This is a genomic window from Neorhizobium galegae (assembly GCF_017877055.1).
GTDB lineage: Bacteria > Pseudomonadota > Alphaproteobacteria > Rhizobiales > Rhizobiaceae > Neorhizobium > Neorhizobium galegae_D.
In genome coordinates, this window is the sequence record NZ_JAGIPG010000001.1 from 1,843,501 (window position 1) to 1,864,919 (window position 21,419).

Sequence of the window (21,419 nt, forward strand, 5' to 3'; positions counted from 1 at the left end):
TCGGCTACCTTTTCAAAATCCCGCCGGCGGCTGTCACCGCTTCCGGCGTATCCACGTCCAGATGCGCTGCGGGGCCTATATCCACGTCGATCACCGAAAGTCCGGAGGTCTCGATGATCGCACGGGCGCCGACATCGCCTTCCAGCCGCAACACGGCATCATAGGCGATCCGCGGAAGAATGATCGGGTTGCCGCGTTTCCCGTCCGATACCGAACGGACCACGACACCGCCGCCAGCCTCCCGGAAAGCGGCGATCAGCATGTTCAGATGCTCCGTGGTGACGCCCGGCATGTCGGCAAGCATGACCAGGATGCCGTCCTTCGAGGCCAATTCCGAGCTTGAAAACCCGGCAACCAGCGAGCTTGCCATGCCGGACCCATAGTCCGGATTGAAATGAGGGCGCAGATCGAGGCCGGCAAGCGCCGTCTCGATCTCATCGCGCCGATGGCCGGTCACCGCGACGACCGGCGAAGCCTCCGACGCCAGCACCCTCTCTGCCGTGCGGCGGACAAGCGGAATGCCGTCGAATTCGGCGAGCAGCTTGTGCGGCCCGTCCTTGCCCATGCGCCGCGCCTGACCGGCAGCGAGCATCAAGGCGCCGACCGATAGGGTCGCTGCCTTTTCCGCCGTGGCATCGCGCGGGCGCGGGCGGGTCGGGATCTCCATCAACAGCCCGCCGACGCCCATGCCGGTAATATCGAAGGAGGTCGGCGTCTCGCCGGCCGTCAGTCGGTTCAGCACCCAGTCGAAACCGTTTTCCTTCGGCGAACGGGCACAGCCCGGGGCACCCAGCACCGGGACCTTGCCGATCCGCCCGAGAACCAGAAGATTTCCGGGGTCGACGGGCATGCCGACCTGGTCCACCTCACCGCCCGCGCGTCGGATGGCTGCGGGAATGACATCGTCCGGATCGGCCACCGCCGAGGCGCCGAAGACGATAATCATAGCCGGCTCATCAATTTCTTCGGGTCGAAGCTGTTGAAGAACCTCGGCAAGGCGTTCGGTGGAATGGGGAATGCGGATTTCTTTTATTAGCCGGCTACCGGATGGCGCGAGCCTCTGCTCCAGCAGCTTCGCGGTCCGATCCATGACCGACACTTTCAGCGAAGGAAGCTCGGTTGCGACCAGCGTCACCGCACGGGGACTGAAGGCTTTTACCTCGAAGGCGACCGATTCTGCCAGCAGTGCCACGGCTTCAGCGACCTTCACGCCGCCGACGGCAAGCGGGATGATCTTGACGGTCGCCACCATGTCGCCGGCGCGCACCGCCACATGGTCGGCAAGACAGGCAAGCGTGATCGCCGGATCGATGCGGTTCAGCGCGTCGACCACCCTCTTGTCGGCGACAAAAAGACCATCCAGCCTGGCATAGATGTTGACGCGGCCAGTCGTCGCCTCCGAGAACCGCAGATTGTCCGGCGTGATCGCATCGGCAATCGCCTGGGCCGCATCATCCTCCAGCATGTCGCCGGGATCGAGCCGGACCGCGACGACCGATGCGACGCCTTCTTCCGAAAGCCGGGCGATATCCTCCCGCGACAGTATCTGCCCCTTCGACATGCGGCCGGCGGGCAGTCTGATGCTGTGCGCCAGCACTACGCCTTCCGCTTCACCGAGCACGAACGTCCCGTATTTCATAGGGTCACCCTACGGTGACGAGATCGCGCCGGCGAAAAGCCTGGACGATCTGGGCAAGCGTGGCGAGCGCGATCTCGGCGGGGCTCGCGGCGCCTATGTCAAGGCCGATCGGTGCGGCAATGCGGCCGATCTCGTTGTCGGTGCGGCCCAATTCCTTCAGCCGCTCCACACGCTTCGCATGGGTCTTCCGGCTGCCGAGCGCGCCGACGTAGAAGCACCCGACCCGCAGCGCTTCCGAGAGCGGGAAATCATCGATCTTCGGATCGTGGGTGACGGCCGCCAGTGCTGTATAGGCGTCAAGCGGGCGATCCTTCAACACGTCTTCCGGCCAGTCGGCAATCAGCGCGACGCCCTCGAAACGTTCTTCGGTCGCAAAAGCCGTACGCGGATCGATGATCGTCAGGTCATATCCTGCAACCGGGGCCAGGCGGGCGAGCGCCTGGCTGATATGCACGGCCCCGATCACCACGATGCGCGGCGGCGGCAGATGGACGTTGAGGAACAGCGACTGCCCTTCGACCTCGACCGTTCCCGCCTTGCCGCTGCGGAACGCCTTGGCGATCTCCTCTCCGAGCGGGCCGGATGTGGCCTCGCCTTCGAGGATCACCCGCGCATCATCGCCGGCAAGATCGGTCACGACCACGGCAGCCCTGCGGGAACGCCTGGCGGCGTTAAGCTTCGTCAGTGCTTCGAGCTGCATCAGCCGAGCCTTTCCACGTAAACCCGGATTCGGCCGCCGCAGGACAGGCCGACCCGCCACGCGGTCTCGTCGGCAACGCCGAATTCCAGCATCTTCGGGGCGCCGCTCTCGATCACGTCGAGCGCCTCCGTGATGACAGCGCCCTCAACGCATCCGCCGGAGACGGAGCCTTCGAAATTGCCATCGCCGTCGATGACAAGATGGCTTCCGGTCGGCCGCGGAGCCGAGCCCCAGGTCTCGATCACGGTTGCAATCGCCACGTTGCGGCCGGCCTGCTTCCAGCTCTCGGCGGTCAGCAACGGGTCCAGAATTTCGGAAACAGTCATGCGACCCTCCTCATGTCAATATAGCGCCGCGGGTCCGCGGCCTTTGTGTGATCACCCGACAACGCAATCGCCAAATCGGCGAGCGACTGCAGATTATGGACGGCGCGAAACTCGTCCACATGCGGCAGCATGGCGCGCACGCCACGCGCCCGTGCCTCGAAACCATCGAACCGCAACAGCGGGTTCAGCCAGATCAGTCGGCGGCAGGAGCGATGCAGCCTGTCCATCTCCCGTTCCAGTTCCTCGACGCCCTCCCGCTCAAGACCGTCGGTGATGAGCAGCACGACGGCCCCCTGCCCCAGCACGCGGCGGGACCAGAGCCGGTTGAATTCGGCAAGCGTCGCGCCGATCCTCGTTCCGCCGGACCAGTCGCGCACCGCATCAGTGCAGCCGGCCAGCGCCTCGTCCGGATCGCGGCGGCGCATCTGACGGGTGACGTTGGTCAGCCGAGTGCCGAACAGGAAGGTATGCACCCGGGCGCGCTTTTCGGTCAACGCATGCAGGAAATGCAGGAAGATGCGGGTGTACTGGCTCATCGAGCCGGAAATATCGGCAAGCACGACCAGTGGCGGCGGGGCCGTCTTTCGCTCGCGGAACCGCGGCAGAATGAGATCGCCGCCACTCTTCATCGCCTGGCGCATGGTGGCGCGCGGGTCGATCCTCGGCGGGCGGCTTGACGGCCGGAACCGCCGCGTCGCCACCTTGTCCAGGGGCAGAGCGAGCTTCATCAGCTGGCGCCGGGCCTCAGTCAGCTCGGCCGCGCTCATCTGGGCGAAATCCATGCGCTTGAGGATTTCGCCTGCGGAGGTCGTGAATCGGGAGTCTACTTCGATCTCCGGCGGTTTCTTGCGGTTTGGGGTCTCCGGCTGGTCGGCCGTCAGCGCCTCGCTGACGCGGGTGGCGCCGGCCTTCTGCTTTTCCCTTTCGCGATTGTCGGCTGCCTTCGGCGACATCATCGCGATCATCTTGCCGACCAGATCGCGGGAACGCCAGAACAGGCGAAAGGCCTCGTCGAAGACCGGCTGGTCCTCGTGGCGCCTGACGAAGACTGCAGACAGCGCCGCGTGGAATTCCTCGCGCGAACCGATGCCGATCGCATCGACCGCTGCTATCGCATCGGCGGCAGCGGCAGGGCCAGTCTTCAGCCCGGCACGGCGCAGTACGCGGGAAAAATAGACGAGGTTGTCGGCGAGCCGGCCATCATCGCCTGATCTCCCCACACCGAACCCGTCAGCGCCGGCCGGAACCGGGGGCACGATCATTCCGTCGTCGCTCAAGCCTGCCATGGCCCCTATCCTGCCGCCAGCAATTCGGCCTTCACTTCGGAAAGCACCCGTTCGCCTTCTCCGCCTTTGATTCGGGCGATATCGTCCTGATATTTCAAAAGAGTCCCAAGCGTATCGGCGATCGTCTCCGGATCGAGCGCGATCCGGTCGAGCTCGGTCAGCGCCGTCGCCCAGTCGATGGTTTCGGCCACGCCCGGGTTCTTGAAGAGGTCGACTGTCCGCAGCCTCTGCACATAGGCGACCACCTGCCGCGACAGGGTTTCGGAGCATTGCGGCACCTTGCGGCGGATGATCTCCAGTTCCTGTGCCGCATCCGGATAATCGACCCAGTGATAGAGGCAGCGCCGCTTCAGCGCATCGTGGATTTCACGGGTGCGGTTGGTGGTGATGATGACGATCGGCGGCTCTGCGGCCTTGATCGTCCCAAGTTCCGGGATCGTCACCTGGAAATCCGATAGCACCTCCAGCAGGAAGGCTTCGAAGGCCTCGTCCGTGCGGTCGAGCTCGTCGATCAGGAAGACCGGCGCCGGGCCGCCCGGCTGGCCAAGCGCCTGCAGCACCGGCCGACGGATCAGGTGGCGTTCGGAAAAGAGGTCCGCCTCGATGCGGGTGCGATCCCTGATACCGGAGGCCTCCGAAAGGCGGATGTCCAACATCTGGGCCGGATAATTCCATTCGTAGACCGCCGAGGAGATATCGAGGCCCTCGTAGCATTGCAGCCGGATCAGCGGCCGGTTCAGAGCCTTGGCCAGCGTCTTGGCGATCTCGGTCTTGCCGACGCCGGCTTCGCCTTCGAGGAAGAGCGGGCGTTTCATCTTCAGCGCCAGGAAGATCACCGTGCCGAGCGAGCGCCCGGCAAGATAGTCCTCGGCGCCCAAAAGCGCGATCGTCTCGTCGATCGAGGTTGGTAGAGAGCTCGTTTTTCCTTCAGGCATGATCACACCCTTTCAAACGGCATCCTATAAGCTACGAAAGCCGCGATCCAGATAGATGAGCGAGGGGTTCGCCTCGCCGAAATGCATGGCCCTCACCTCGCCGAACATGACGAAATGGGTCGAAACCCGTTTTATGTCGGTCAGCCGGCAATCGAAGCTGACGACGGCATCGGCAAGAACAGGAGCGCCGGTCACCAGCGTCTTCCAATCTCCGAGTGCAAACCGCTCTTCGGCGGGAATGCCGCTCAACCCCGCAAAGCCCGTCGCAAGCGCCTGATGATGCGCCGCGAGCGAATTCAAAGCAAAGACGCCGCTCCTTTCGAAGATGGCATTGTTCACGTTGCTGCCGTTGAGGCAGACAAGCACGGTCGGAGGATTGTCCGAGACCGAGCAGGCTGCCGTCACTGTTACGCCGCGCCGCACGCCTTCGAATTCCGTCGTTACAACCTGGACGTGGCCAGCATATCGTGCCATGCCGTTCCGATAGTGGACGGGGTCGAGGAAAGGCTGGTCCGTCAAAGGCATCTCTTGAAAGGCATCCGGGGGCTGCTGTCAGTCCCGCATTACTCTTCGAGATATGGTGGCAAAAACCCTTGATGTCCACCGGAGTTGCGGCTTTTTACTTTCAAAAGCCGATTCTCTTTGACGGCTGCGATGAGAAAGCTAAATGTCCCTTCGAGAGAGAATCCCAGGAAAAACATGACAGCACGACGTTTCATCATCGCCGGACTGCTGGCTTCGTTTCTCGGATGCGGATCGGCACCGGCGGCAGTGATCGGAGTCGTCGCGCCGCGCTCCGGCCCATACGCACCGCTCGGCACCCAGGTCTTTCAGGGCGCACGTGCAGCCGCGGAAGCCGGCGGCGACACCCTCATCGAGATCGACGAAAGCTGTGACGAAAACGGTGGCACTGCCGCCGCCAGGAGCCTCACCAACGCGAAAGTGTCCGCCGCTGTCGGCTTCCTCTGCGTCGAGACGCTCTCCACAGCATTGCCGCTGCTGAAGGCCGCACGGATCCCGGCCATTACCATCTCTGTACGCTCGAAGATCCTGATGGAAGACACGCTGCGCAACGGCTGGCCGTTCTTCCGCATGGCGCCGGCCGAAGGCGACGAGGCGAAGAAACTGTCCGAAACCATCCTCGGCATCTGGAAGGCGGAGCCGATCGCCCTGGTCGAGGACGGCACGATCTACGGCCGCGAGCTTGCCAGCGCAATCCGCCAGCATCTCGAACCAATGGGCATCACGCCGATCTTCACCGACACGTTCCGACCTGGCCAGGAACAGCAGGTGGCGCTGGTGCGTCGTCTCGCCAAGGCGGGTGCAAGCCATGTGTTCGTCGGCGGCGACCGCAACGACATGGCGATCATCGCCCGCGACGGCGCTTCCGAAAACTTTCCCCTCACCTTGCTGGGCGGCGATAACCTGCGTGCGGCCAACCGTCCGGTGCCCTTACGCGACGGGGTTCTGGCAGTCGCGCTCCCGGATTATGCCGCCTTGCCATCCGCGGCTCCCGCTGTCGCAGCCTTGCGCGCGAAAAATATCGACGCGGACGGCTACATGTTGCCAGCCTATGCCGCGACCGAGCTTGTTCACCAGGCGGTGACTGCGGCGGCAGGCCAGCCCCTGGCACAGACGATCGGCAGCCGCTCCTTCAATACCGTGATCGGCCCGATCGCCTTCGATCGCGGTCATGAACTGAAGGACAATCCGTTCCGCCTGCTCGAATGGCGGGGATCCACGTTCGTCCTCTCGCGTCCGGCGACAGACTAACGATTGTTCCGCCCACGCCGCGATGTTAGAGGGACCGTCGACAACCGGAGACTTTCGACCCATGACGCTCGCCACCGCCCTGCCGATCCGTATCGCCCCGTCCATTCTCGCGGCCGATTTTTCAAAGCTTGGCCAGGAAGTGCGCGACGCCGTCGATGCGGGAGCCGAATGGGTCCATCTCGACGTGATGGACGGGCATTTCGTGCCGAACATCTCGTTCGGACCTGACGTCATCAAGTCTCTGCGACCTTACACCACCGCCTTTTTCGACTGCCACCTGATGATCTCGCCGGCCGATCCTTACCTCGAAGCCTTCGCCAAGGCCGGATGCGACGGCATTACCGTGCATGTCGAGGCCGGGCCGCACCTGCACCGCTCGCTTCAGACGATCCGCTCGCTCGGCAAGAAGGTCGGCGTCACGCTCAACCCGGCAACGCCGCTCTCGGCGATCGAAAACGTGCTGGACGATATCGACCTGATCCTGATCATGAGCGTCAATCCGGGCTTCGGCGGCCAGAAGTTCATTCCCGCGATGACCGACAAGATACGCGCTGCCAAGGCGATGATCGGCAGCCGGCCGATCGAGCTGGAAGTCGATGGCGGCATTACCGCCGAGACGATCGGCGCCGCAACCGCTGCGGGCGCCAATGTCTTCGTTGCAGGATCAGCGGTTTACAAAGGCGATGGAATCGCGGCCTATCGTGAGAACATCGCGCGGCTGAAAGCCGCGGCGGAGGACGGACGCAGATGATATCAGCCTTGCGATCTTCGGTTCCGGCATTTGCGGCGATGTTGTTCGCCGGTTCCACATCCGCTGCCGATATCGCAAGCGTCCGCCCGATCGGCTTTTCCTCCGACGGCGCCGTTTTCGCCTTCGAGGAATACGGCATCCAGGACGGATCCGGCTTTCCCTATGCCAATATCTACGCGCTCGACCTCAACAAGGATACCTACCTGCCGGGAACACCGTTCCGGGTCCGGCTGGAGGAGGATGGGGCGACGATCGCCAAAGCCCGCTGGCAGGTCCACAACGACGCGGATGTGATGGTCGAAACCCACGAGCTCGCCAATCATCCAGGTGAACTCGTGGCCTTCAACCCGATCACCGAGATCGGCAACGATCCCCATCAGCTGCGCTATCGCAGCGTTGCGGCCGTCCCGCCGGTCGGAGAAGCCAATACGCTCGTCCTCGACGAGGTCCCGCAGCCGCTCGGCCCGCAATGTGAAGGCATAGTCGAAAAGACGGTCTCCTTGCGCCTTCGCTTTACCGAACGGAACGGGAAGCCCGTCAACGACGTGGTCCACGAAGACCAGCGCATTCCGGCCTCACGCGGCTGCGTCACCGGTTACCGGCTCGCTGGTGTCGTCAGCGGCTCTTCGCTCGAAGGCGCTCCGGTCGAAGTCGCGTTCATCATGGTCCTCAGCGCCGGCTTCGAGGGCCAGAACGGACGCTGGATCGCCGTTCCGGTCAAGACCGCGCCCTGATCCTGTTTGATTGCCTCAAAAACTTGAGCTTGGCCGCGCTTCTTGCTACAGCGCAGCCAACACACGTGAAGGAAACGACAAGCCCATGATCCCCCGTTACTCGCGGCCCGAAATGGTCGCCATCTGGTCGCCCGAAACCAAGTTCCGCATCTGGTTCGAGATCGAGGCTCACGCCTGCGACGCGCTGGCGGCGATCGGCGTGATCCCGAAGTCGGCAGCGGAGACGATCTGGGCAAAGGGTGGATCGGCCACGTTCGACGTCGCGCGCATCGACGAGATCGAAGCCGTCACCAAGCATGACGTCATCGCCTTCCTCACCCATCTTGCCGAATTCGTCGGTCCCGACAGCCGCTTCATCCATCAGGGCATGACGTCCTCCGACGTGCTCGACACCTGCTTCAGCGTCCAGCTGGTGCGCGCCACGGACCTCCTGCTGGCCGATATCGACAAGCTGCTCGAAGCGCTGAAGCGCCGCGCCTTCGAGCACAAGGACACGGTCACGATCGGCCGCAGCCATGGCATTCATGCCGAGCCCACGACGTTTGGCGTCAAGCTCGCACAGGCCTATGCGGAATTCGACCGCAACAAGACCCGCCTGCTCGAGGCCCGCGACGAGATCGCCACCTGCGCGATTTCCGGCGCCGTCGGTACCTTCGCCAACATCGACCCCCGTGTCGAGGAACACGTCGCCGCCGCCCTGGGCCTGAAGCCGGAACCGGTCTCCACCCAGGTCATCCCGCGCGACCGCCACGCCATGTATTTTGCGATCCTCGGCGTCATCGCCTCGTCGATCGAACGGCTGTCGATCGAGGTCCGCCACCTGCAGCGCACCGAAGTCCTCGAAGCGGAAGAGTTTTTCTCGCCGGGCCAGAAGGGCTCGTCGGCCATGCCGCACAAGCGCAATCCGGTGCTGACCGAAAACCTGACGGGCCTTGCCCGCATGGTGCGCTCCTACGCGTTGCCGGCCATGGAGAACGTGGCACTCTGGCACGAGCGGGACATTTCCCATTCCTCGGTCGAGCGGATGATCGGCCCGGACGCGACGGTAACGCTCGATTTCGCCCTGGCGCGCATGACCAGCGTGATCGACAAGCTGCTCGTCTATCCCGAGAACATGATGAAGAACATGAACAAGTTCCGTGGACTTGTTCACTCTCAGCGGGTTCTGCTTGCCCTTACGCAGGCCGGCGTCTCCCGAGAGGACGCCTATCGTCTCGTGCAGCGCAACGCGATGAAGGTCTGGGAAGAAGGCAAGGATTTCCTCGAGGAGCTGCTGGCGGACCAGGAAGTCCGTGCCGCACTTTCCGAAGAAGACCTGCGCGAAAAATTCGACCTCGGCTATCACACCAAACACGTGGACACGATCTTCCGCCGGGTCTTCGGCGAGGCTTGATCTTGACCCTCTGCGAACACAGATAGGCGTCATGAAGGCATCTGAAGCAGACATATTGATCGTCCCCGGCTATACCAATTCCGGGCCGCATCACTGGCAGACCCGTTGGGAGCAGAAACTCACGACGGCCCGCCGGGTCGAGCAGGAGGAATGGTCGAAGCCGGTGCGCGAGAACTGGGTCACACGTGTCGCCGAAGAGGTGAACCGTGCGACGCGGCCGGTCGTCATCGTCGCCCATTCGCTCGGCATCCCGACCGTCATTCATGCAGTTCCGCTGTTCACGAAACCGGTGGCCGGCGCTTTTTTCGTGGCCCCGCCGGAAGTGGACAATCCGTCCATCCGGCCCAAGCACCTGCAGACGTTCGGCCCCTACCCGCGTGATCCGCTTCCCTTCCCGTCGCTGACCGTCGCAAGCCGCAACGATCCCTTCGGCTCCTACGAACACGCCGACGACATCGCTTCCGCCTGGGGTTCGATGCTGGTCGATGCCGGGGAAGCGGGTCACATCAACCAGGATTCCGGCCACGGCCCTTGGCCGGAAGGCACGATGGTATTTGCCCAGTTCATCAGCCGCCTGAAGTCTTGAAAATACGACGGAATAGGCGTTGACCCATAATTTCCGGGTGCGTCAATTCGAACAGCATTTTTAAGCTGGACTTAATTGACACTTGCTAAGGTGCGCGCTCGTTTTCTAGCGCGCCAGGCTGTGCCGATGCCGTCAAATGTTCTCTCACGCCTATTGGACTCCGGCCCGGGAGACGAGATCGGCGTTCTTGAGACGGTATTCCAGGCAGCTCCTTTCCCGATTGCCATCATCGATCATGCTGCTCGGCTGCTGTTCGCAAACAGCACATTCAAACGCGAATGGATCGGCGAAGGCCGGCCACCGACTGCCTTGTCGGCCCTCCTGCATCGCGATGACCAAGACAGGATCCTCCGGGCGATCCAGGGCCTGAACATCGATTCCCCGGCGGAACGCCTCGAACTGCGCGTCATGAGCCCGGCCGATTCGCAGCGATGGGTGGTGGCGACCATCACGCCGCTCGGAAGAAATTTCAAAGGCCAGTGCCTGTTTGCGGCACACCTGACGGACATCACCGACCAAAGGCTGCAGTTCGAAGAACTTGCAGAACGCGAAAGCCGCTGGAACAACGCGCTGGTCAGCTCTGTCTCAGGTGTCTGGGACCATAACTACGCGACGGGCCAGAAATATTACTCGCCAGTGTGGCGGCAGATCCGCGGAATGTCGCCGGAAGATCCGCTGGCCGCCAGCACCGAGGAATGGCTGAAGCTTGTGCATCCTGACGACCGTGAGCGGGTCATCCACGCGATGGATCGGCAGAATGCCGGCGACCCGGCCTATGCCGTCTTCGACTATCGCGAACGCCACAAGCAGGGGCATTGGGTCTGGATCGAATGCCGAGGTGCCTGCGTCGAATGGGACGCAAACGGCAAGGCGACCCGTGTCGTTGGAACGGACACGGACATTACGGCACGCAAGGCCTCGGAAGAGCAGACCGCGCAGATGTCGCGGCGACTCGACATGGCGCTCGAAATATCCGGCATCGGCGTCTACGAATCCGACTTCTCCACCGGCGAGGTCGACTGGGACGAACGGATGTTCCGGATCTATGGGCTGGCAAAAAGCGAGGAAGTGAAGATCGGCGGGCTCTGGGAGAGTTTCCTGCATCCGGACGATGCCGCACGCGTTCAGGCAAACGTCCTCGCCAATATCGAGGAAGGCAAACGCTTCTCGGACCAATACCGCGTGATACTGCGGGACGGCTCCGAACGCGTCGTGCGCACGCGCACCATGTCTTTCGTCGACGGCAACGGTCACCAGAAAATGGTCGGCGCCAACTGGGACGTGACGGCCGATGTGACGCTTCACCGCGAACTCGAACGGGCAAAGACCCTTGCCGAGGCCCGCAACCGCGAACTTGAGGACGCCCGCACCAGCATCGAGCACAATGCGATGCACGACTACCTGACCGATCTTCCGAACAGGCGTTACCTCGACGAGATGCTGGACCGCGTGGCGGCGGAATGCGCTCGCGACGGACACGGTATCGCGATCCTCCACATCGACCTCGACCGCTTCAAGCAGATCAACGACACACTTGGCCACAGTGCCGGCGACATGATGCTGAAGCATGCAGCCAAAATCCTCAAGGGCACGATCCGCAAGGGGGATTTCGTCGCCCGTATTGGCGGCGACGAATTCGTCATCCTGTCGAAATTCGAAGGATCGCCGCGCAAGCTTTCGCATCTGGCCGACCGCATCATCAGGGAATTGCGCAAGCCGGTATCCTACGAGGGCCACGACTGCCGTTTCGGCGCCAGCATCGGCATCGCCTGCCACACGGGAGCGGATATCGATGCGAGACAGCTTCTCCTCAACGCCGATATCGCCCTCTACAGGGCCAAGAACCGCGGCCGCAACCGGCATGAATTCTTCTCAGCCGAGACCCAGAACGAGATCATCAGCACCAAGCGCATTTCAGACGAGATCCTTCTTGCTCTCGAGCGCGACGAATTCATCCCGTATTATCAGCTGCAGTTCGATGCGCAGACGCTGGAGATCACCGGCGTCGAAACGCTGGCGCGATGGATGCACCCGGTACGCGGCATCCTCTCGCCCGACAAGTTCCTCGATATGGCCGAGGAGCTCGACGTCGTCTCGGTGATCGACGGGACCATACTCGACAGGGCACTTGCCGATTTCCGGGAATGGCGCGCGCATGGCCTTTCGATCCCAAAACTTTCGGTCAACGTTTCCTACCGGCGGCTGCGCGATGCCTCGCTGTCGCGCAAGCTCAAGAAACTCAAGATCGAGCCGGGCACGGTATCCTTCGAGCTGCTCGAATCGATCTTCCTCGACGACTGCGACGAGGATGTCCTGAGGAACCTGGCACACATCAGGAAGCTCGGCATCGAGATCGAAATCGACGATTTCGGCACCGGTCACGCCTCGATCATCGGTCTCCTGCGGCTCAATCCGCGTGCTCTGAAGATCGACCGCGAACTGGTCCGCCTTGTCTCGCAGTCGCGAAAGCGGCGGAAGATGGTCGGATCGATCATCGAGATCGGCAAATCGCTGAATATCGAGGTTGTCGCGGAAGGCGTCGAGACAACGGAACAGATTCGTATCCTGCGCGATCTCGGCTGCGACGTCCTGCAGGGGTATGCGCTCGCAAGGCCGATGCCGCGCGGTGGCATTCCGGATTTCGTCCTTTCCGGCCGCTGGCGTCTCAACGAAAGCCCACAGCCAGACAGCCGCAAGCGGCATCCCACCGGCGGCTGAGAACCCGATTTTATGCGCAGAAAGAAAAGCTGATGAAATGCAGCTTACTGGTTCTCGATCTGATCGACTGCCTGAGCCAGAAGCTCCACCATCTTGGTGCGGATATCCTGGTCGGAGATGGAGACGCCGGCGGCATCGAGATCGCTGCGCAGCTTGCGGAATACGTCCTCGTCGCCCGCTTCCTCGAAGTCAGCAACGACGACTTCCTTTGCATAAGCGTCAGCATCCGCCTTGCCAAGCAGACCGGCAGCCCAGAGGCCGACGAGCTTGTTGCGGCGGGCGAGCGCCTTGAACTTCAATTCCTGGTCCAGGGCAAACTTGTTTTCAAAGGCTTTTTCGCGATCGCTGAGGCCACTCATCTCGGGTCTCCCAAAGTGAACTTATATGGGACCCATTAATCAAAAGACGAGCCAAGCGCAATCGGCGGGCTGTCGATTCCGGTCCAGACGGAAGCGGAATCGTGGCAGGCAATTGACGAATGCGAATTCTGCCTTGAGGGAAGCAGGTCTGGCATCGCCACGCGCAGCTCGTCACCTGGAATTGCGACACCGGCCGCGTCGAAATCATGACGCAATTTGATGGCTAAGTCCTGCCGAGCCTTGCCGTCGAGGGTGGAAAATCCCAAATCGTGGGCATAGGCGCCTCGATGCGGCCTAGAGGCCCATCAGCCCCTGCGGCGAGTTTGCGCGCGAAACCGCAAGCTTTGGTTACAGGTAAATCGGTCCTCAACGGCTTTGGTCCTGTCACAAAGAGCATATATGTCATGGGTCCCTGCTTTTCCTGTTTATTACCGCCCTTTCGGCCCGGACACCCCAGTTGTTAGAGCAAAACCTTCGAGAACCCGTGTAATCTGAAGCTCACTGATTCCTGGTTGAGCTTCGCCAACCCCTCGCCCACAAAGGTTTTGGAGCCCCGCATTGTGAAACCCGTTCTTTTCCGATAAGGGACCGCTCAACATCATCCATTGCGTCCATCAGGGGCGCCAACAACGAGACAAGAATCATGAACCGTCGCCGCCGTATCTACGAAGGCAAGGCCAAAATCCTTTATGAAGGCCCCGAGCCCGGCACGCTCATCCAGTTTTTCAAGGACGACGCCACCGCCTTCAACAAGAAGAAACATGACGTCATCGACGGCAAGGGCGTCCTCAACAACCGTATCTCGGAATACCTCTTCACCCACCTGAACAAGATCGGCATCCCGACGCATTTCATCCGCCGGCTGAACATGCGCGAACAGCTGATCAAGGAAGTGGAGATGATTCCGCTCGAGATCGTGGTGCGCAACGTCGCCGCCGGCTCCCTCTCGACCCGCCTCGGCATCGAGGAAGGCATGGTCCTGCCGCGCTCGATCATCGAGTTCTACTATAAGTCCGATGCGCTCGCCGACCCGATGGTCTCCGAGGAACACATCACCGCTTTCGGCTGGGCAAACCCCGCCGAACTCGACGACATCATGGGGCTCGCCATCCGGGTCAACGACTTCCTCACGGGGCTCTTCCTCGGCGTCGGCATCCAGCTCGTCGACTTCAAGATAGAATGCGGCCGCCTGTTCGAAGGCGACATGATGCGCATCATCCTTGCCGACGAAATCTCGCCGGACAGCTGCCGCCTCTGGGATATCGAGACCCGCGAAAAGATGGACAAGGACCGTTTCCGGCGCGATCTCGGCGGGCTCGTGGAAGCCTATTCGGAAGTCGCGCGGCGTCTTGGCATCATCAATGAAAACGAACCGATCCGCGGGACCGGGCCGGTTCTCGTCAAGTAAATCTGGGGGTTGGATCAGTGATCAAGGCACGCGTAACGGTCACGCTCAAGAATGGCGTTCTCGATCCGCAGGGCAAGGCCATCGAAGGTGCGCTCGGCAGTCTCGGTTTTTCCGGCGTCGGCCATGTCCGCCAGGGCAAGGTCTTCGACCTGGAACTCGAAGGCGCCGACAAGGCGAAGGCCGAGGCGGACCTGAAAGCCATGTGCGAGAAGCTTCTGGCAAACACTGTGATTGAGAATTATACTATCGCTCTCGACTGACGGTTGCGGAGTATGTGATGGCCGAGATCACAAGTGAATTGATGTATGAGCTTCTCAAGAAGATTCATCAGCGATTTGATAAAGTCGAACTATCAATTGGTGAGTTGCGAGCCGACCACATGACCTTAAGAGGACAACTTCACGTTCTCCAAGGGGATATGAACAATCTTCGCGTCACCGTTGGGCATATTGAAAATCGACTCGACCGTATCGAAAACCGCCTCGAACTGCGCGAGCTCGCCGAGGCCCAGGCAAGGTTTGAACCGCACCCATGAAATCCGCCGTCGTTCAGCTTCCCGGTCTCAATCGCGATCGCGACATGATCGCCGCCCTCACCAAGATTTCAGGCAAGGCGCCGATCACCATCTGGCAGACAGAGACCAATATTCCGGATGATGTCGACCTGATCGTCATCCCGGGCGGTTTCTCCTATGGCGACTACCTGCGCTGCGGAGCGATCGCGGCCCGCATGCCGGTCATGCAGGCGATCAGGGACAAGGCCGACAAGGGCGTCAAGGTGCTCGGTGTCTGCAACGGCTTCCAGATTTTGGTCGAAGCCGGCATGCTGCCCGGCGCATTGATGCGCAATTCCTCGCTGAAATTCGTCTGCAAGGAAGTGAAGCTCGAAGTGGTGAATGCCGATACGGATTTCACCCGGGCCTATGAGAAGGGCCAGGTGCTACGCTGCCCGGTCGCCCATCACGATGGCAACTATTTCGTCGATCCGGACACCCTGGCTGGCATGGAAGATCGCGGCGAAATCGTCTTCCGTTATGCCGAAGGCACCAACCCGAACGGCTCGCTCAACGACATCGCAGGCGTCATGAACACTCGCGGCAACGTGCTCGGCATGATGCCGCATCCGGAAAACCTGATCGAAGCCGCTCATGGCGGCAATGACGGGCGCGGGATTTTCGCCTCGGCGCTCGATGTGATCGCCGCGACTGCCTGAACCTTCATCTTATCCGGATCGATCCCCGAACGATCGAAACCACGTCAGGACGCTTGATGCCGTTCACTTATCGCCTGCTCTGTGCATTTCCTCTCGCCGCCCTTGGCGTGGCGCTTTCCGCCTGCCAATCGGAACGCCCGGCGGCGGTGACGGCGAACCGTGCGGCGCTGCCGACGATGGAGCGCGTGGCGCTCGCCGCCAATAGCTGCTGGTTCAAGTCGGGCGACGCGGCCTTCAAGCCCTATCGGCTGGCACCGGAACTCAACTCCTTCTCCGGCCGGCCGCGCATTCTCGCCGTGCCGCGCAACAGTCCCGAGTCGCGCCCGATGCTGGTGGTGCAGGCGGAAGGCAATCCGGCCCGCCTCGATGCGTTCGGTCCGATGATGAGCGGCCCGGATGGCGAGAGAATCAAGCGCGACGTGTTGCGCTGGGCCCGCGGCGCGAGTGGCTGCTGATATTAACCATTTGAATTTACACCTCTGTAAACAATCTGTTGCAGCTCTGCACCGGCCCGCCCGAATCTTTGCGTTTTTTCGCCACAAGTCATAACGGTCTGTGAACCGGCGCTGGACGGGCGCCACCCGCCATTGTACCACTTTCGTCATCGAGAAGCGGGCGGCCCGTATCGGGATCGCGCCAGCCGCAAAAATCGCGGCGCGTATGAGGGCGATGGAATGAACAAGGCATTTTTCGGATCCGTGGTCGGTGCAGTCCTGGCGGCGTCGACGCTGTCTTCTACGGCCTTTGCGCAGGAGCGGCTGTTCGACGAAGTGCGAATCGGCGTTTCCGGTTCCATCCAGAGCAAGAGCACGTTCGAGAAAGGCGCATTCCCGTCCGCCACCGTCTTCTTCGACCCCTTCGACCAGCGCCATGCCCAGAGCTTCATGGACCACATGCTGCGTCCGCGCGTCCATGTCGGCGCGATCGTGTCGACGGCGGGCGAAGCGAGCCAGGTCTTTGCGGGCTTCACCTGGACGGCACCGATCACCGACAAGATCTTCGTCGATCTCGGCTTCGGCGGCGCCTTCAACAACGGCAACCTCGACAAGCCGAACGACGGTCCGAAGCTCGGCTGCCATGTGCTCTTCCATGAGTCGCTCGGCCTCGGTTACAACATCACCAACAACTGGCGCGTTCTTGCGACCGTCGAGCACTCTTCGAACGCCGATCTGTGCGATCACAACGACGGCCTCTCCTACGCAGGCATCGCGGTCGGCTACAAGTTCTGATCCAGATAGTGTATTTTCTAACTGAGGCGCCGGTTTTCCGGCGCTTTTTGTTTTCCGGCCGCAACGCGGTAGTGCTGCATAGCAGTATTTTCCTGTCGCGCCGCTTAACGACATAGGTTAAAGAGCGCCAAGAGCTTGGCCCTTCAATCCAGAGAAGATCATGACCATTCCGAACAGTATCGCGATCACCCCCGAACTCGTCGCCTCGCATGGCCTGAAGCCCGACGAATATCAGCGGATTCTCGATCTGATCGGTCGTGAGCCAACTTTCACGGAACTCGGCATCTTCTCGGCCATGTGGAACGAACACTGCTCCTACAAATCCTCCAAGAAGTGGCTGCGAACGCTGCCGACCAAGGGGCCGCGCGTCATCCAAGGGCCAGGCGAGAATGCCGGCGTCGTCGACATCGACGATGGCGATTGCGTCGTCTTCAAGATGGAGAGCCACAACCACCCGTCCTATATCGAGCCCTACCAGGGCGCCGCGACGGGTGTCGGCGGCATCCTGCGTGACGTCTTCACGATGGGCGCCCGCCCGATCGCGGCGATGAACGCGCTGCGCTTCGGTGCGCCCGATCACCCGAAAACCAAGCATCTTGTGTCCGGCGTCGTTGCCGGCGTCGGCGGTTACGGCAATTCCTTCGGTGTGCCGACGGTCGGCGGCGAAGTGGAGTTCGATCCGCGCTACAACGGCAATATCCTGGTCAATGCGTTTGCGGCCGGGCTTGCCAAGTCCAACGCGATCTTCCTGTCGGAAGCCAAGGGCGTCGGTCTGCCGGTCGTCTATCTCGGCGCCAAGACCGGCCGCGACGGTGTCGGCGGAGCCACGATGGCATCAGCCGAATTCGACGAATCCATCGAGGAGAAGCGCCCGACCGTTCAGGTCGGCGACCCCTTCACCGAAAAGTGCCTGCTGGAAGCCTGCCTCGAACTGATGGCGACCGGCGCGGTGATCGCCATCCAGGACATGGGTGCCGCCGGTCTCACCTGCTCGGCCGTCGAAATGGGTGCCAAGGGCGATCTCGGCATCGAACTCGACCTCGACAAGGTGCCGGTGCGCGAGGACCGGATGACGGCCTACGAAATGATGCTGTCGGAAAGCCAGGAGCGCATGCTCATGGTGCTGCAGCCGGAAAAGGAAGATCAGGCCAAGGCGATCTTCGTCAAGTGGGGCCTCGATTTCGCCATCGTCGGCAAGACCACCGACGACCTGCGCTTCCGCGTCCTGCATCAGGGCGAAGAAGTCGCCGACCTGCCGATCAAGGATCTCGGCGACCAGGCCCCGGAATACGATCGGCCGTGGGTCCAGTCGAGTGTTCGTGCGCCCCTGCCCGCCTCGCAGGTCGCGGCACCCGCTGACTATAACCAAGCCTTGTTGAAGCTCATCGGTTCGGCCAACCAGTCCAGCCGCCGCTGGGTCTGGGAGCAGTATGACACGCTGATCCAGGGCAATTCGCTGCAGCGCCCGGGCGGCGATGCCGGCGTCGTGCGTATCGAGACCCATCCAACCAAGGCACTCGCCTTCTCCTCCGACGTCACTCCGCGTTATGTCGAGGCCGATCCGTTCGAAGGCGGCAAGCAGGCGGTCGCCGAATGCTGGCGCAATATCGTCGCTACCGGCGCCGAGCCGCTCGCGGCCACCGACAACCTCAATTTCGGCAATCCGGAAAAGCCGGAAATCATGGGCCAGCTGGTCGGCGCCATCAAGGGCATCGGCGAGGCCTGCAGGGCGCTCGATTTCCCGATCGTTTCCGGCAACGTGTCGCTCTACAACGAGACCAACGGCGTCGCAATCCTGCCGACCCCGACGATTGCCGGCGTCGGCCTGCTGCCCGACTGGCAGAAGATGGCGAAGATCGGTTCTGCCAATGACGGCGACAAGCTGATCATGATCGGCACTGACGGCAGCCATCTCGGCTCGTCGGTCTATCTGCGCGACATTCTCGACACGATCGACGGCCCGGCCCCGGAAGTCGATCTGAAGGCCGAGCGCCGCAACGGCGATTTCGTCCGTTCGCTCATCCGCAATGGCCAGGTGACGGCCTGCCACGACATTTCCTCGGGCGGCCTTGCGATCACGCTTGCCGAAATGGCGATGGCGTCGGCCAAGGGCATGAAGGTCAGCCTCAAGGAACAGCGCGGCCCGGCGCACGGGCTGTTGTTTGGCGAAGACCAGGCCCGCTACGTGATCGCAGTACCGGCCGATCTCGCCAATTTCGTGCAGGCGAATGCCGAAGGCGCGGGTGTGCCCTTCCGCACGCTCGGTACGGTCGCGGGCGACAGCCTCGTGGTCGACGACCTCGTCAACGTTGCGGTCTTGCAGCTCACGGAGGCGCACGAAAGCTGGTTCCCGGCCTTCATGGCCTGATACCCGGACCAACGTATCGGGGCGATTTGCCGCGGTCCAGGGATCGCGGTTTATCTGCACGCGTGAACAAACGTGAAGCGCAAGGGATTGATGGACTCGGGCTGTCCGGGTAAGCATCGCTGTTTTCTGACATAGGAACTAAGCGCGCAAAAATGCTTATGCCGATTTTGACCTGGTTGAGGTCATCGGGCCCGGCCTGGCACTACAGGCGCATCTGGCTCGATGCATTGATCATCACCCTTTGCCTGAACGTTCTGGCCTGGATGATTTTTTCGAAGATGGGGATGACCACCCACGACATCTTCGATGAGGATGGCCCCATCGAAGACCTTCAGTCTGCATCGCTTGCCATCACCGCCCTCTTTGCCGTGATGGCGGCCTTGGGGACGAGGATACTTGCGCGTTTCGTCGCAATTACGACGGCCTGCATCTCCGTCGTCTTCTTCATGCGCGAGATGCCAGTATGCCGTGGAAGTATGACAGTTTATTGTGTGTCGAAGACATGGCTGCCGATTATTATCGCCGCTGCTGTTCTCGTCCTGCTGATTGCGACCATCGTGTTCGAATACCGTCACAGAGGCGGCATCCTGCGGGCCATTCATCCGCGCCTTTCCTGGCCGCTGGGCCTGGTTGCCGCCGTTCTCGCCTGCAGCCAGCTTGCCGAGCATTTCGACATTGTCGTGATGGAGGAGAGCATTGAATCCTACGGTTTCATGATCCTGACCCTGAGTTCCGTCTGGCTTTTCCGCTTCTCCCGCACGCAGCACCTTCCACCGCTCAGAACCCGAGCCAAAGCCAGCCTCCATAAGATGAAACACGTATTCTTGCACCATTGAGGCGGAGCTCTTCGATCCAGCTTTGACCGGAGAGCAGCTTTGAGGCAGTGTATCCTGACAAAAGGTTCCGCGGTTTTGAGTCCCGCGGAGAGAAAAGGGATGACGTCATGGCTATGAGACCCGGTGAAATCGAAGACCTGATCAAGGCCGGCATTCCCGGTGCCAAGGTCACCATCCGGGATCTTGCCGGCGACGGCGACCACTATGCCGCGGAAGTGGTGGCGGAAGCGTTCCGGGGGAAAAGCCGGGTGCAGCAGCACCAGATGGTCTACGAGGCTCTGAAGGGCAATATGGGCGGCGTTCTGCATGCGCTGGCATTGCAGACTTCGGCTCCGGCGGAGTGAGCGATGGCTGACCTGATCAAGGAGATCGTTACCGGCCTCGTCGAAACTGCCCTGAAGGAACTTCTCGGCAAGTCGCATGGCCGCACACCGGCCAAACGCAAGAAGCGGCAGATCCGCTCGGCCACGACCGGACGTTTCGCCAAGAAGACCGTACACACCAAGGCCACAAGCAGCCGTGCGGCGAAGCCGGCGACGAAACAGGTGAGCCGCCGGCGCACGACGGCAAGCCGCAGCAAGCAGCGCAGCCGGTGACCCCGATGTACCCGGCTTCCGGGTAGACGGCAGCGATGCTAAGCAATAAGCAGCGTTCCTGCGGACTATTCCGCTGGAATTCCCGATGCCACATTGCTATTTAAGGGAAATGACGCAGCGCAGCGGCCCTTGAAACCGCATGTGAAAGGATAGGACATGAGCGGAATTACCGATTTTATCGCCAACGAAGTGAAGACCAATGACGTGGTTCTCTTCATGAAGGGCACCCCGCAGTTCCCGCAGTGTGGTTTCTCGGGCCAGGTCGTGCAGATTCTCGACTATCTCGGCCTGGACTACAAGGGCGTCAACGTCCTCGCCGATGCGGAAATCCGCCAGGGCATCAAGGACTATTCCAACTGGCCGACCATTCCGCAGCTTTACGTCAAGGGCGAGTTCATCGGCGGTTGCGATATCGTCCGCGAGATGTTCCAATCCGGCGAACTGCAGACTCATCTGCAGGAACAGGGCATCAGCGTCCGCGGCGCGGCCTGAGATTTTCCGGGCTCCGGCCCGGGATTTTTAGAAGACATTTTCAAGGCGCCGCCCCCAACGGCGCCTTTCACGTTGTTT

Annotated in this window: 25 protein-coding genes; 17 read left to right on the plus strand and 8 right to left on the minus strand. The window is 61.6% G+C overall.

The genetic code is table 11. The features are described 5' to 3' along the window. Window positions 1-4 precede the first annotated feature (4 nt). Genes J2857_RS08650 through J2857_RS08675 form a run of 6 tightly spaced genes read right to left on the minus strand, consistent with a single transcriptional unit; the run spans window position 5 to window position 5,411 of the window. Complete coding sequence (locus J2857_RS08650) at window positions 5-1,639, minus strand: NTP transferase domain-containing protein (RefSeq protein WP_210009697.1); 1,635 nt, start codon at window positions 1,637-1,639, stop codon at window positions 5-7. A 4-nt stretch (window positions 1,640-1,643) separates the two neighbouring features. After that, the gene (locus J2857_RS08655) at window positions 1,644-2,339 is read right to left on the minus strand and encodes an XdhC family protein (RefSeq protein ID WP_210009698.1); all 696 of its coding nucleotides are present in this window, start codon (window positions 2,337-2,339) and stop codon (window positions 1,644-1,646) included. After that, complete coding sequence (locus tag J2857_RS08660) at window positions 2,339-2,665, minus strand: XdhC family protein (protein ID WP_210009699.1); 327 nt, start codon at window positions 2,663-2,665, stop codon at window positions 2,339-2,341. The genes J2857_RS08655 and J2857_RS08660 overlap by 1 nt, the downstream gene beginning before the upstream one ends. Further along, on the minus strand, window positions 2,662-3,927 hold the full coding sequence (locus J2857_RS08665) for a vWA domain-containing protein (RefSeq protein ID WP_245363208.1): 1,266 nt from the start codon (window positions 3,925-3,927) through the stop codon (window positions 2,662-2,664). The genes J2857_RS08660 and J2857_RS08665 overlap by 4 nt, the downstream gene beginning before the upstream one ends. 29 nt (window positions 3,928-3,956) lie before the next feature. Beyond that, complete coding sequence (locus J2857_RS08670) at window positions 3,957-4,886, minus strand: AAA family ATPase (RefSeq protein WP_210009701.1); 930 nt, start codon at window positions 4,884-4,886, stop codon at window positions 3,957-3,959. A 24-nt stretch (window positions 4,887-4,910) separates the two neighbouring features. After that, the gene (locus tag J2857_RS08675) at window positions 4,911-5,411 is read right to left on the minus strand and encodes a flavin reductase (protein ID WP_210009702.1); all 501 of its coding nucleotides are present in this window, start codon (window positions 5,409-5,411) and stop codon (window positions 4,911-4,913) included. Between the two features lie 174 nt (window positions 5,412-5,585). On the opposite strand from J2857_RS08675, the gene J2857_RS08680 reads away from it, so the two are divergent. The 6 genes from J2857_RS08680 (at window position 5,586) to J2857_RS08705 (ending at window position 12,841) form a co-directional block, all read left to right on the plus strand. Then, on the plus strand, window positions 5,586-6,659 hold the full coding sequence (locus J2857_RS08680) for a branched-chain amino acid ABC transporter substrate-binding protein (RefSeq protein ID WP_210009703.1): 1,074 nt from the start codon (window positions 5,586-5,588) through the stop codon (window positions 6,657-6,659). A 61-nt stretch (window positions 6,660-6,720) separates the two neighbouring features. Next, window positions 6,721-7,410, plus strand: coding sequence for a ribulose-phosphate 3-epimerase (gene rpe / locus J2857_RS08685; protein WP_210009704.1), 690 nt, complete (start codon window positions 6,721-6,723; stop codon window positions 7,408-7,410). Further along, window positions 7,407-8,144 carry a DUF2259 domain-containing protein gene (locus J2857_RS08690; RefSeq protein ID WP_210009705.1) on the plus strand — a complete coding sequence of 246 codons (738 nt, stop codon included), beginning with the start codon at window positions 7,407-7,409 and terminating at the stop codon, window positions 8,142-8,144. The genes rpe and J2857_RS08690 overlap by 4 nt, the downstream gene beginning before the upstream one ends. A gap of 85 nt (window positions 8,145-8,229) precedes the next feature. Beyond that, the gene (purB, locus tag J2857_RS08695) at window positions 8,230-9,537 is read left to right on the plus strand and encodes an adenylosuccinate lyase (protein WP_210009706.1); all 1,308 of its coding nucleotides are present in this window, start codon (window positions 8,230-8,232) and stop codon (window positions 9,535-9,537) included. A 31-nt stretch (window positions 9,538-9,568) separates the two neighbouring features. Further along, window positions 9,569-10,123, plus strand: a complete 555-nt coding sequence (locus tag J2857_RS08700; protein WP_210009707.1) for an RBBP9/YdeN family alpha/beta hydrolase — start codon at window positions 9,569-9,571, stop codon at window positions 10,121-10,123. 126 nt (window positions 10,124-10,249) lie between these two features. Beyond that, window positions 10,250-12,841 (plus strand): sensor domain-containing protein, encoded by a 2,592-nt coding sequence (locus J2857_RS08705; protein WP_210009708.1) that lies wholly within the window; start codon window positions 10,250-10,252, stop codon window positions 12,839-12,841. A gap of 44 nt (window positions 12,842-12,885) precedes the next feature. Here the strand turns inward: J2857_RS08705 and J2857_RS08710 are convergent, their stop codons facing one another. After that, the gene (locus tag J2857_RS08710; RefSeq protein WP_210009709.1) at window positions 12,886-13,200 is read right to left on the minus strand and encodes a DUF1476 domain-containing protein; all 315 of its coding nucleotides are present in this window, start codon (window positions 13,198-13,200) and stop codon (window positions 12,886-12,888) included. 35 nt (window positions 13,201-13,235) lie between these two features. Further along, the gene (locus J2857_RS08715; protein WP_210009710.1) at window positions 13,236-13,466 is read right to left on the minus strand and encodes a hypothetical protein; all 231 of its coding nucleotides are present in this window, start codon (window positions 13,464-13,466) and stop codon (window positions 13,236-13,238) included. A 377-nt stretch (window positions 13,467-13,843) separates the two neighbouring features. Here J2857_RS08715 and purC point away from each other — a divergent pair, with 377 nt between their 5' ends. The 11 genes from purC to grxD all read left to right on the plus strand — a co-directional run bounded on the left by purC (window position 13,844) and on the right by grxD (window position 21,341). Then, window positions 13,844-14,608 carry a phosphoribosylaminoimidazolesuccinocarboxamide synthase gene (gene purC / locus J2857_RS08720; protein ID WP_210009711.1) on the plus strand — a complete coding sequence of 255 codons (765 nt, stop codon included), beginning with the start codon at window positions 13,844-13,846 and terminating at the stop codon, window positions 14,606-14,608. A gap of 17 nt (window positions 14,609-14,625) precedes the next feature. Next, the gene (purS, locus tag J2857_RS08725; RefSeq protein ID WP_046626597.1) at window positions 14,626-14,868 is read left to right on the plus strand and encodes a phosphoribosylformylglycinamidine synthase subunit PurS; all 243 of its coding nucleotides are present in this window, start codon (window positions 14,626-14,628) and stop codon (window positions 14,866-14,868) included. 17 nt (window positions 14,869-14,885) lie between these two features. Further along, window positions 14,886-15,143 carry a hypothetical protein gene (locus tag J2857_RS08730; RefSeq protein WP_046640348.1) on the plus strand — a complete coding sequence of 86 codons (258 nt, stop codon included), beginning with the start codon at window positions 14,886-14,888 and terminating at the stop codon, window positions 15,141-15,143. Then, on the plus strand, window positions 15,140-15,820 hold the full coding sequence (purQ, locus tag J2857_RS08735) for a phosphoribosylformylglycinamidine synthase subunit PurQ (protein ID WP_210009712.1): 681 nt from the start codon (window positions 15,140-15,142) through the stop codon (window positions 15,818-15,820). The genes J2857_RS08730 and purQ overlap by 4 nt, the downstream gene beginning before the upstream one ends. Window positions 15,821-15,876: 56 nt before the next feature. Further along, window positions 15,877-16,275, plus strand: a complete 399-nt coding sequence (locus J2857_RS08740) for a hypothetical protein (protein WP_210009713.1) — start codon at window positions 15,877-15,879, stop codon at window positions 16,273-16,275. Between the two features lie 219 nt (window positions 16,276-16,494). Next, window positions 16,495-17,049: an acyloxyacyl hydrolase gene (locus J2857_RS08745; RefSeq protein WP_210009714.1), complete on the plus strand. Its 555-nt coding sequence runs from the start codon at window positions 16,495-16,497 to the stop codon at window positions 17,047-17,049. 160 nt (window positions 17,050-17,209) lie between these two features. Beyond that, window positions 17,210-19,417: a phosphoribosylformylglycinamidine synthase subunit PurL gene (gene purL, locus J2857_RS08750; protein ID WP_210009715.1), complete on the plus strand. Its 2,208-nt coding sequence runs from the start codon at window positions 17,210-17,212 to the stop codon at window positions 19,415-19,417. A gap of 158 nt (window positions 19,418-19,575) precedes the next feature. Then, window positions 19,576-20,253 (plus strand): hypothetical protein, encoded by a 678-nt coding sequence (locus J2857_RS08755; protein ID WP_210009716.1) that lies wholly within the window; start codon window positions 19,576-19,578, stop codon window positions 20,251-20,253. Between the two features lie 107 nt (window positions 20,254-20,360). Then, a complete protein-coding gene (locus tag J2857_RS08760; RefSeq protein ID WP_007770085.1) occupies window positions 20,361-20,597 on the plus strand; it encodes a BolA family protein in 237 nt (78 codons plus the stop codon). A 3-nt stretch (window positions 20,598-20,600) separates the two neighbouring features. Next, window positions 20,601-20,849 carry a hypothetical protein gene (locus J2857_RS08765; RefSeq protein WP_210009717.1) on the plus strand — a complete coding sequence of 83 codons (249 nt, stop codon included), beginning with the start codon at window positions 20,601-20,603 and terminating at the stop codon, window positions 20,847-20,849. Between the two features lie 156 nt (window positions 20,850-21,005). Beyond that, entirely contained in the window at window positions 21,006-21,341 is a 336-nt protein-coding gene (gene grxD, locus J2857_RS08770; RefSeq protein WP_007770088.1) for a Grx4 family monothiol glutaredoxin, read from the plus strand. Window positions 21,342-21,419: the final 78 nt, after the last annotated feature.

Coding starts and splice junctions, on each gene's coding strand:
- J2857_RS08760 (WP_007770085.1), top strand. CDS start 20,361: ATGGCTATGAGACCCGGTGAAATCGAAGACCTGATCAAGGCCGGCATT.
- J2857_RS08670 (WP_210009701.1), bottom strand. CDS start 4,886: ATGCCTGAAGGAAAAACGAGCTCTCTACCAACCTCGATCGACGAGACG.
- J2857_RS08660 (WP_210009699.1), bottom strand. CDS start 2,665: ATGACTGTTTCCGAAATTCTGGACCCGTTGCTGACCGCCGAGAGCTGG.
- J2857_RS08675 (WP_210009702.1), bottom strand. CDS start 5,411: ATGCCTTTGACGGACCAGCCTTTCCTCGACCCCGTCCACTATCGGAAC.
- grxD (WP_007770088.1), top strand. CDS start 21,006: ATGAGCGGAATTACCGATTTTATCGCCAACGAAGTGAAGACCAATGAC.
- J2857_RS08745 (WP_210009714.1), top strand. CDS start 16,495: ATGAACAAGGCATTTTTCGGATCCGTGGTCGGTGCAGTCCTGGCGGCG.
- J2857_RS08765 (WP_210009717.1), top strand. CDS start 20,601: ATGGCTGACCTGATCAAGGAGATCGTTACCGGCCTCGTCGAAACTGCC.
- rpe (WP_210009704.1), top strand. CDS start 6,721: ATGACGCTCGCCACCGCCCTGCCGATCCGTATCGCCCCGTCCATTCTC.
- J2857_RS08700 (WP_210009707.1), top strand. CDS start 9,569: ATGAAGGCATCTGAAGCAGACATATTGATCGTCCCCGGCTATACCAAT.
- J2857_RS08705 (WP_210009708.1), top strand. CDS start 10,250: ATGCCGTCAAATGTTCTCTCACGCCTATTGGACTCCGGCCCGGGAGAC.
- J2857_RS08730 (WP_046640348.1), top strand. CDS start 14,886: ATGGCCGAGATCACAAGTGAATTGATGTATGAGCTTCTCAAGAAGATT.
- J2857_RS08755 (WP_210009716.1), top strand. CDS start 19,576: ATGCCGATTTTGACCTGGTTGAGGTCATCGGGCCCGGCCTGGCACTAC.
- J2857_RS08665 (WP_245363208.1), bottom strand. CDS start 3,927: ATGATCGTGCCCCCGGTTCCGGCCGGCGCTGACGGGTTCGGTGTGGGG.
- purQ (WP_210009712.1), top strand. CDS start 15,140: ATGAAATCCGCCGTCGTTCAGCTTCCCGGTCTCAATCGCGATCGCGAC.
- J2857_RS08655 (WP_210009698.1), bottom strand. CDS start 2,339: ATGCAGCTCGAAGCACTGACGAAGCTTAACGCCGCCAGGCGTTCCCGC.
- J2857_RS08680 (WP_210009703.1), top strand. CDS start 5,586: ATGACAGCACGACGTTTCATCATCGCCGGACTGCTGGCTTCGTTTCTC.
- J2857_RS08740 (WP_210009713.1), top strand. CDS start 15,877: ATGCCGTTCACTTATCGCCTGCTCTGTGCATTTCCTCTCGCCGCCCTT.
- J2857_RS08650 (WP_210009697.1), bottom strand. CDS start 1,639: ATGAAATACGGGACGTTCGTGCTCGGTGAAGCGGAAGGCGTAGTGCTG.
- purB (WP_210009706.1), top strand. CDS start 8,230: ATGATCCCCCGTTACTCGCGGCCCGAAATGGTCGCCATCTGGTCGCCC.
- J2857_RS08690 (WP_210009705.1), top strand. CDS start 7,407: ATGATATCAGCCTTGCGATCTTCGGTTCCGGCATTTGCGGCGATGTTG.
- purL (WP_210009715.1), top strand. CDS start 17,210: ATGACCATTCCGAACAGTATCGCGATCACCCCCGAACTCGTCGCCTCG.
- J2857_RS08710 (WP_210009709.1), bottom strand. CDS start 13,200: ATGAGTGGCCTCAGCGATCGCGAAAAAGCCTTTGAAAACAAGTTTGCC.
- purC (WP_210009711.1), top strand. CDS start 13,844: ATGAACCGTCGCCGCCGTATCTACGAAGGCAAGGCCAAAATCCTTTAT.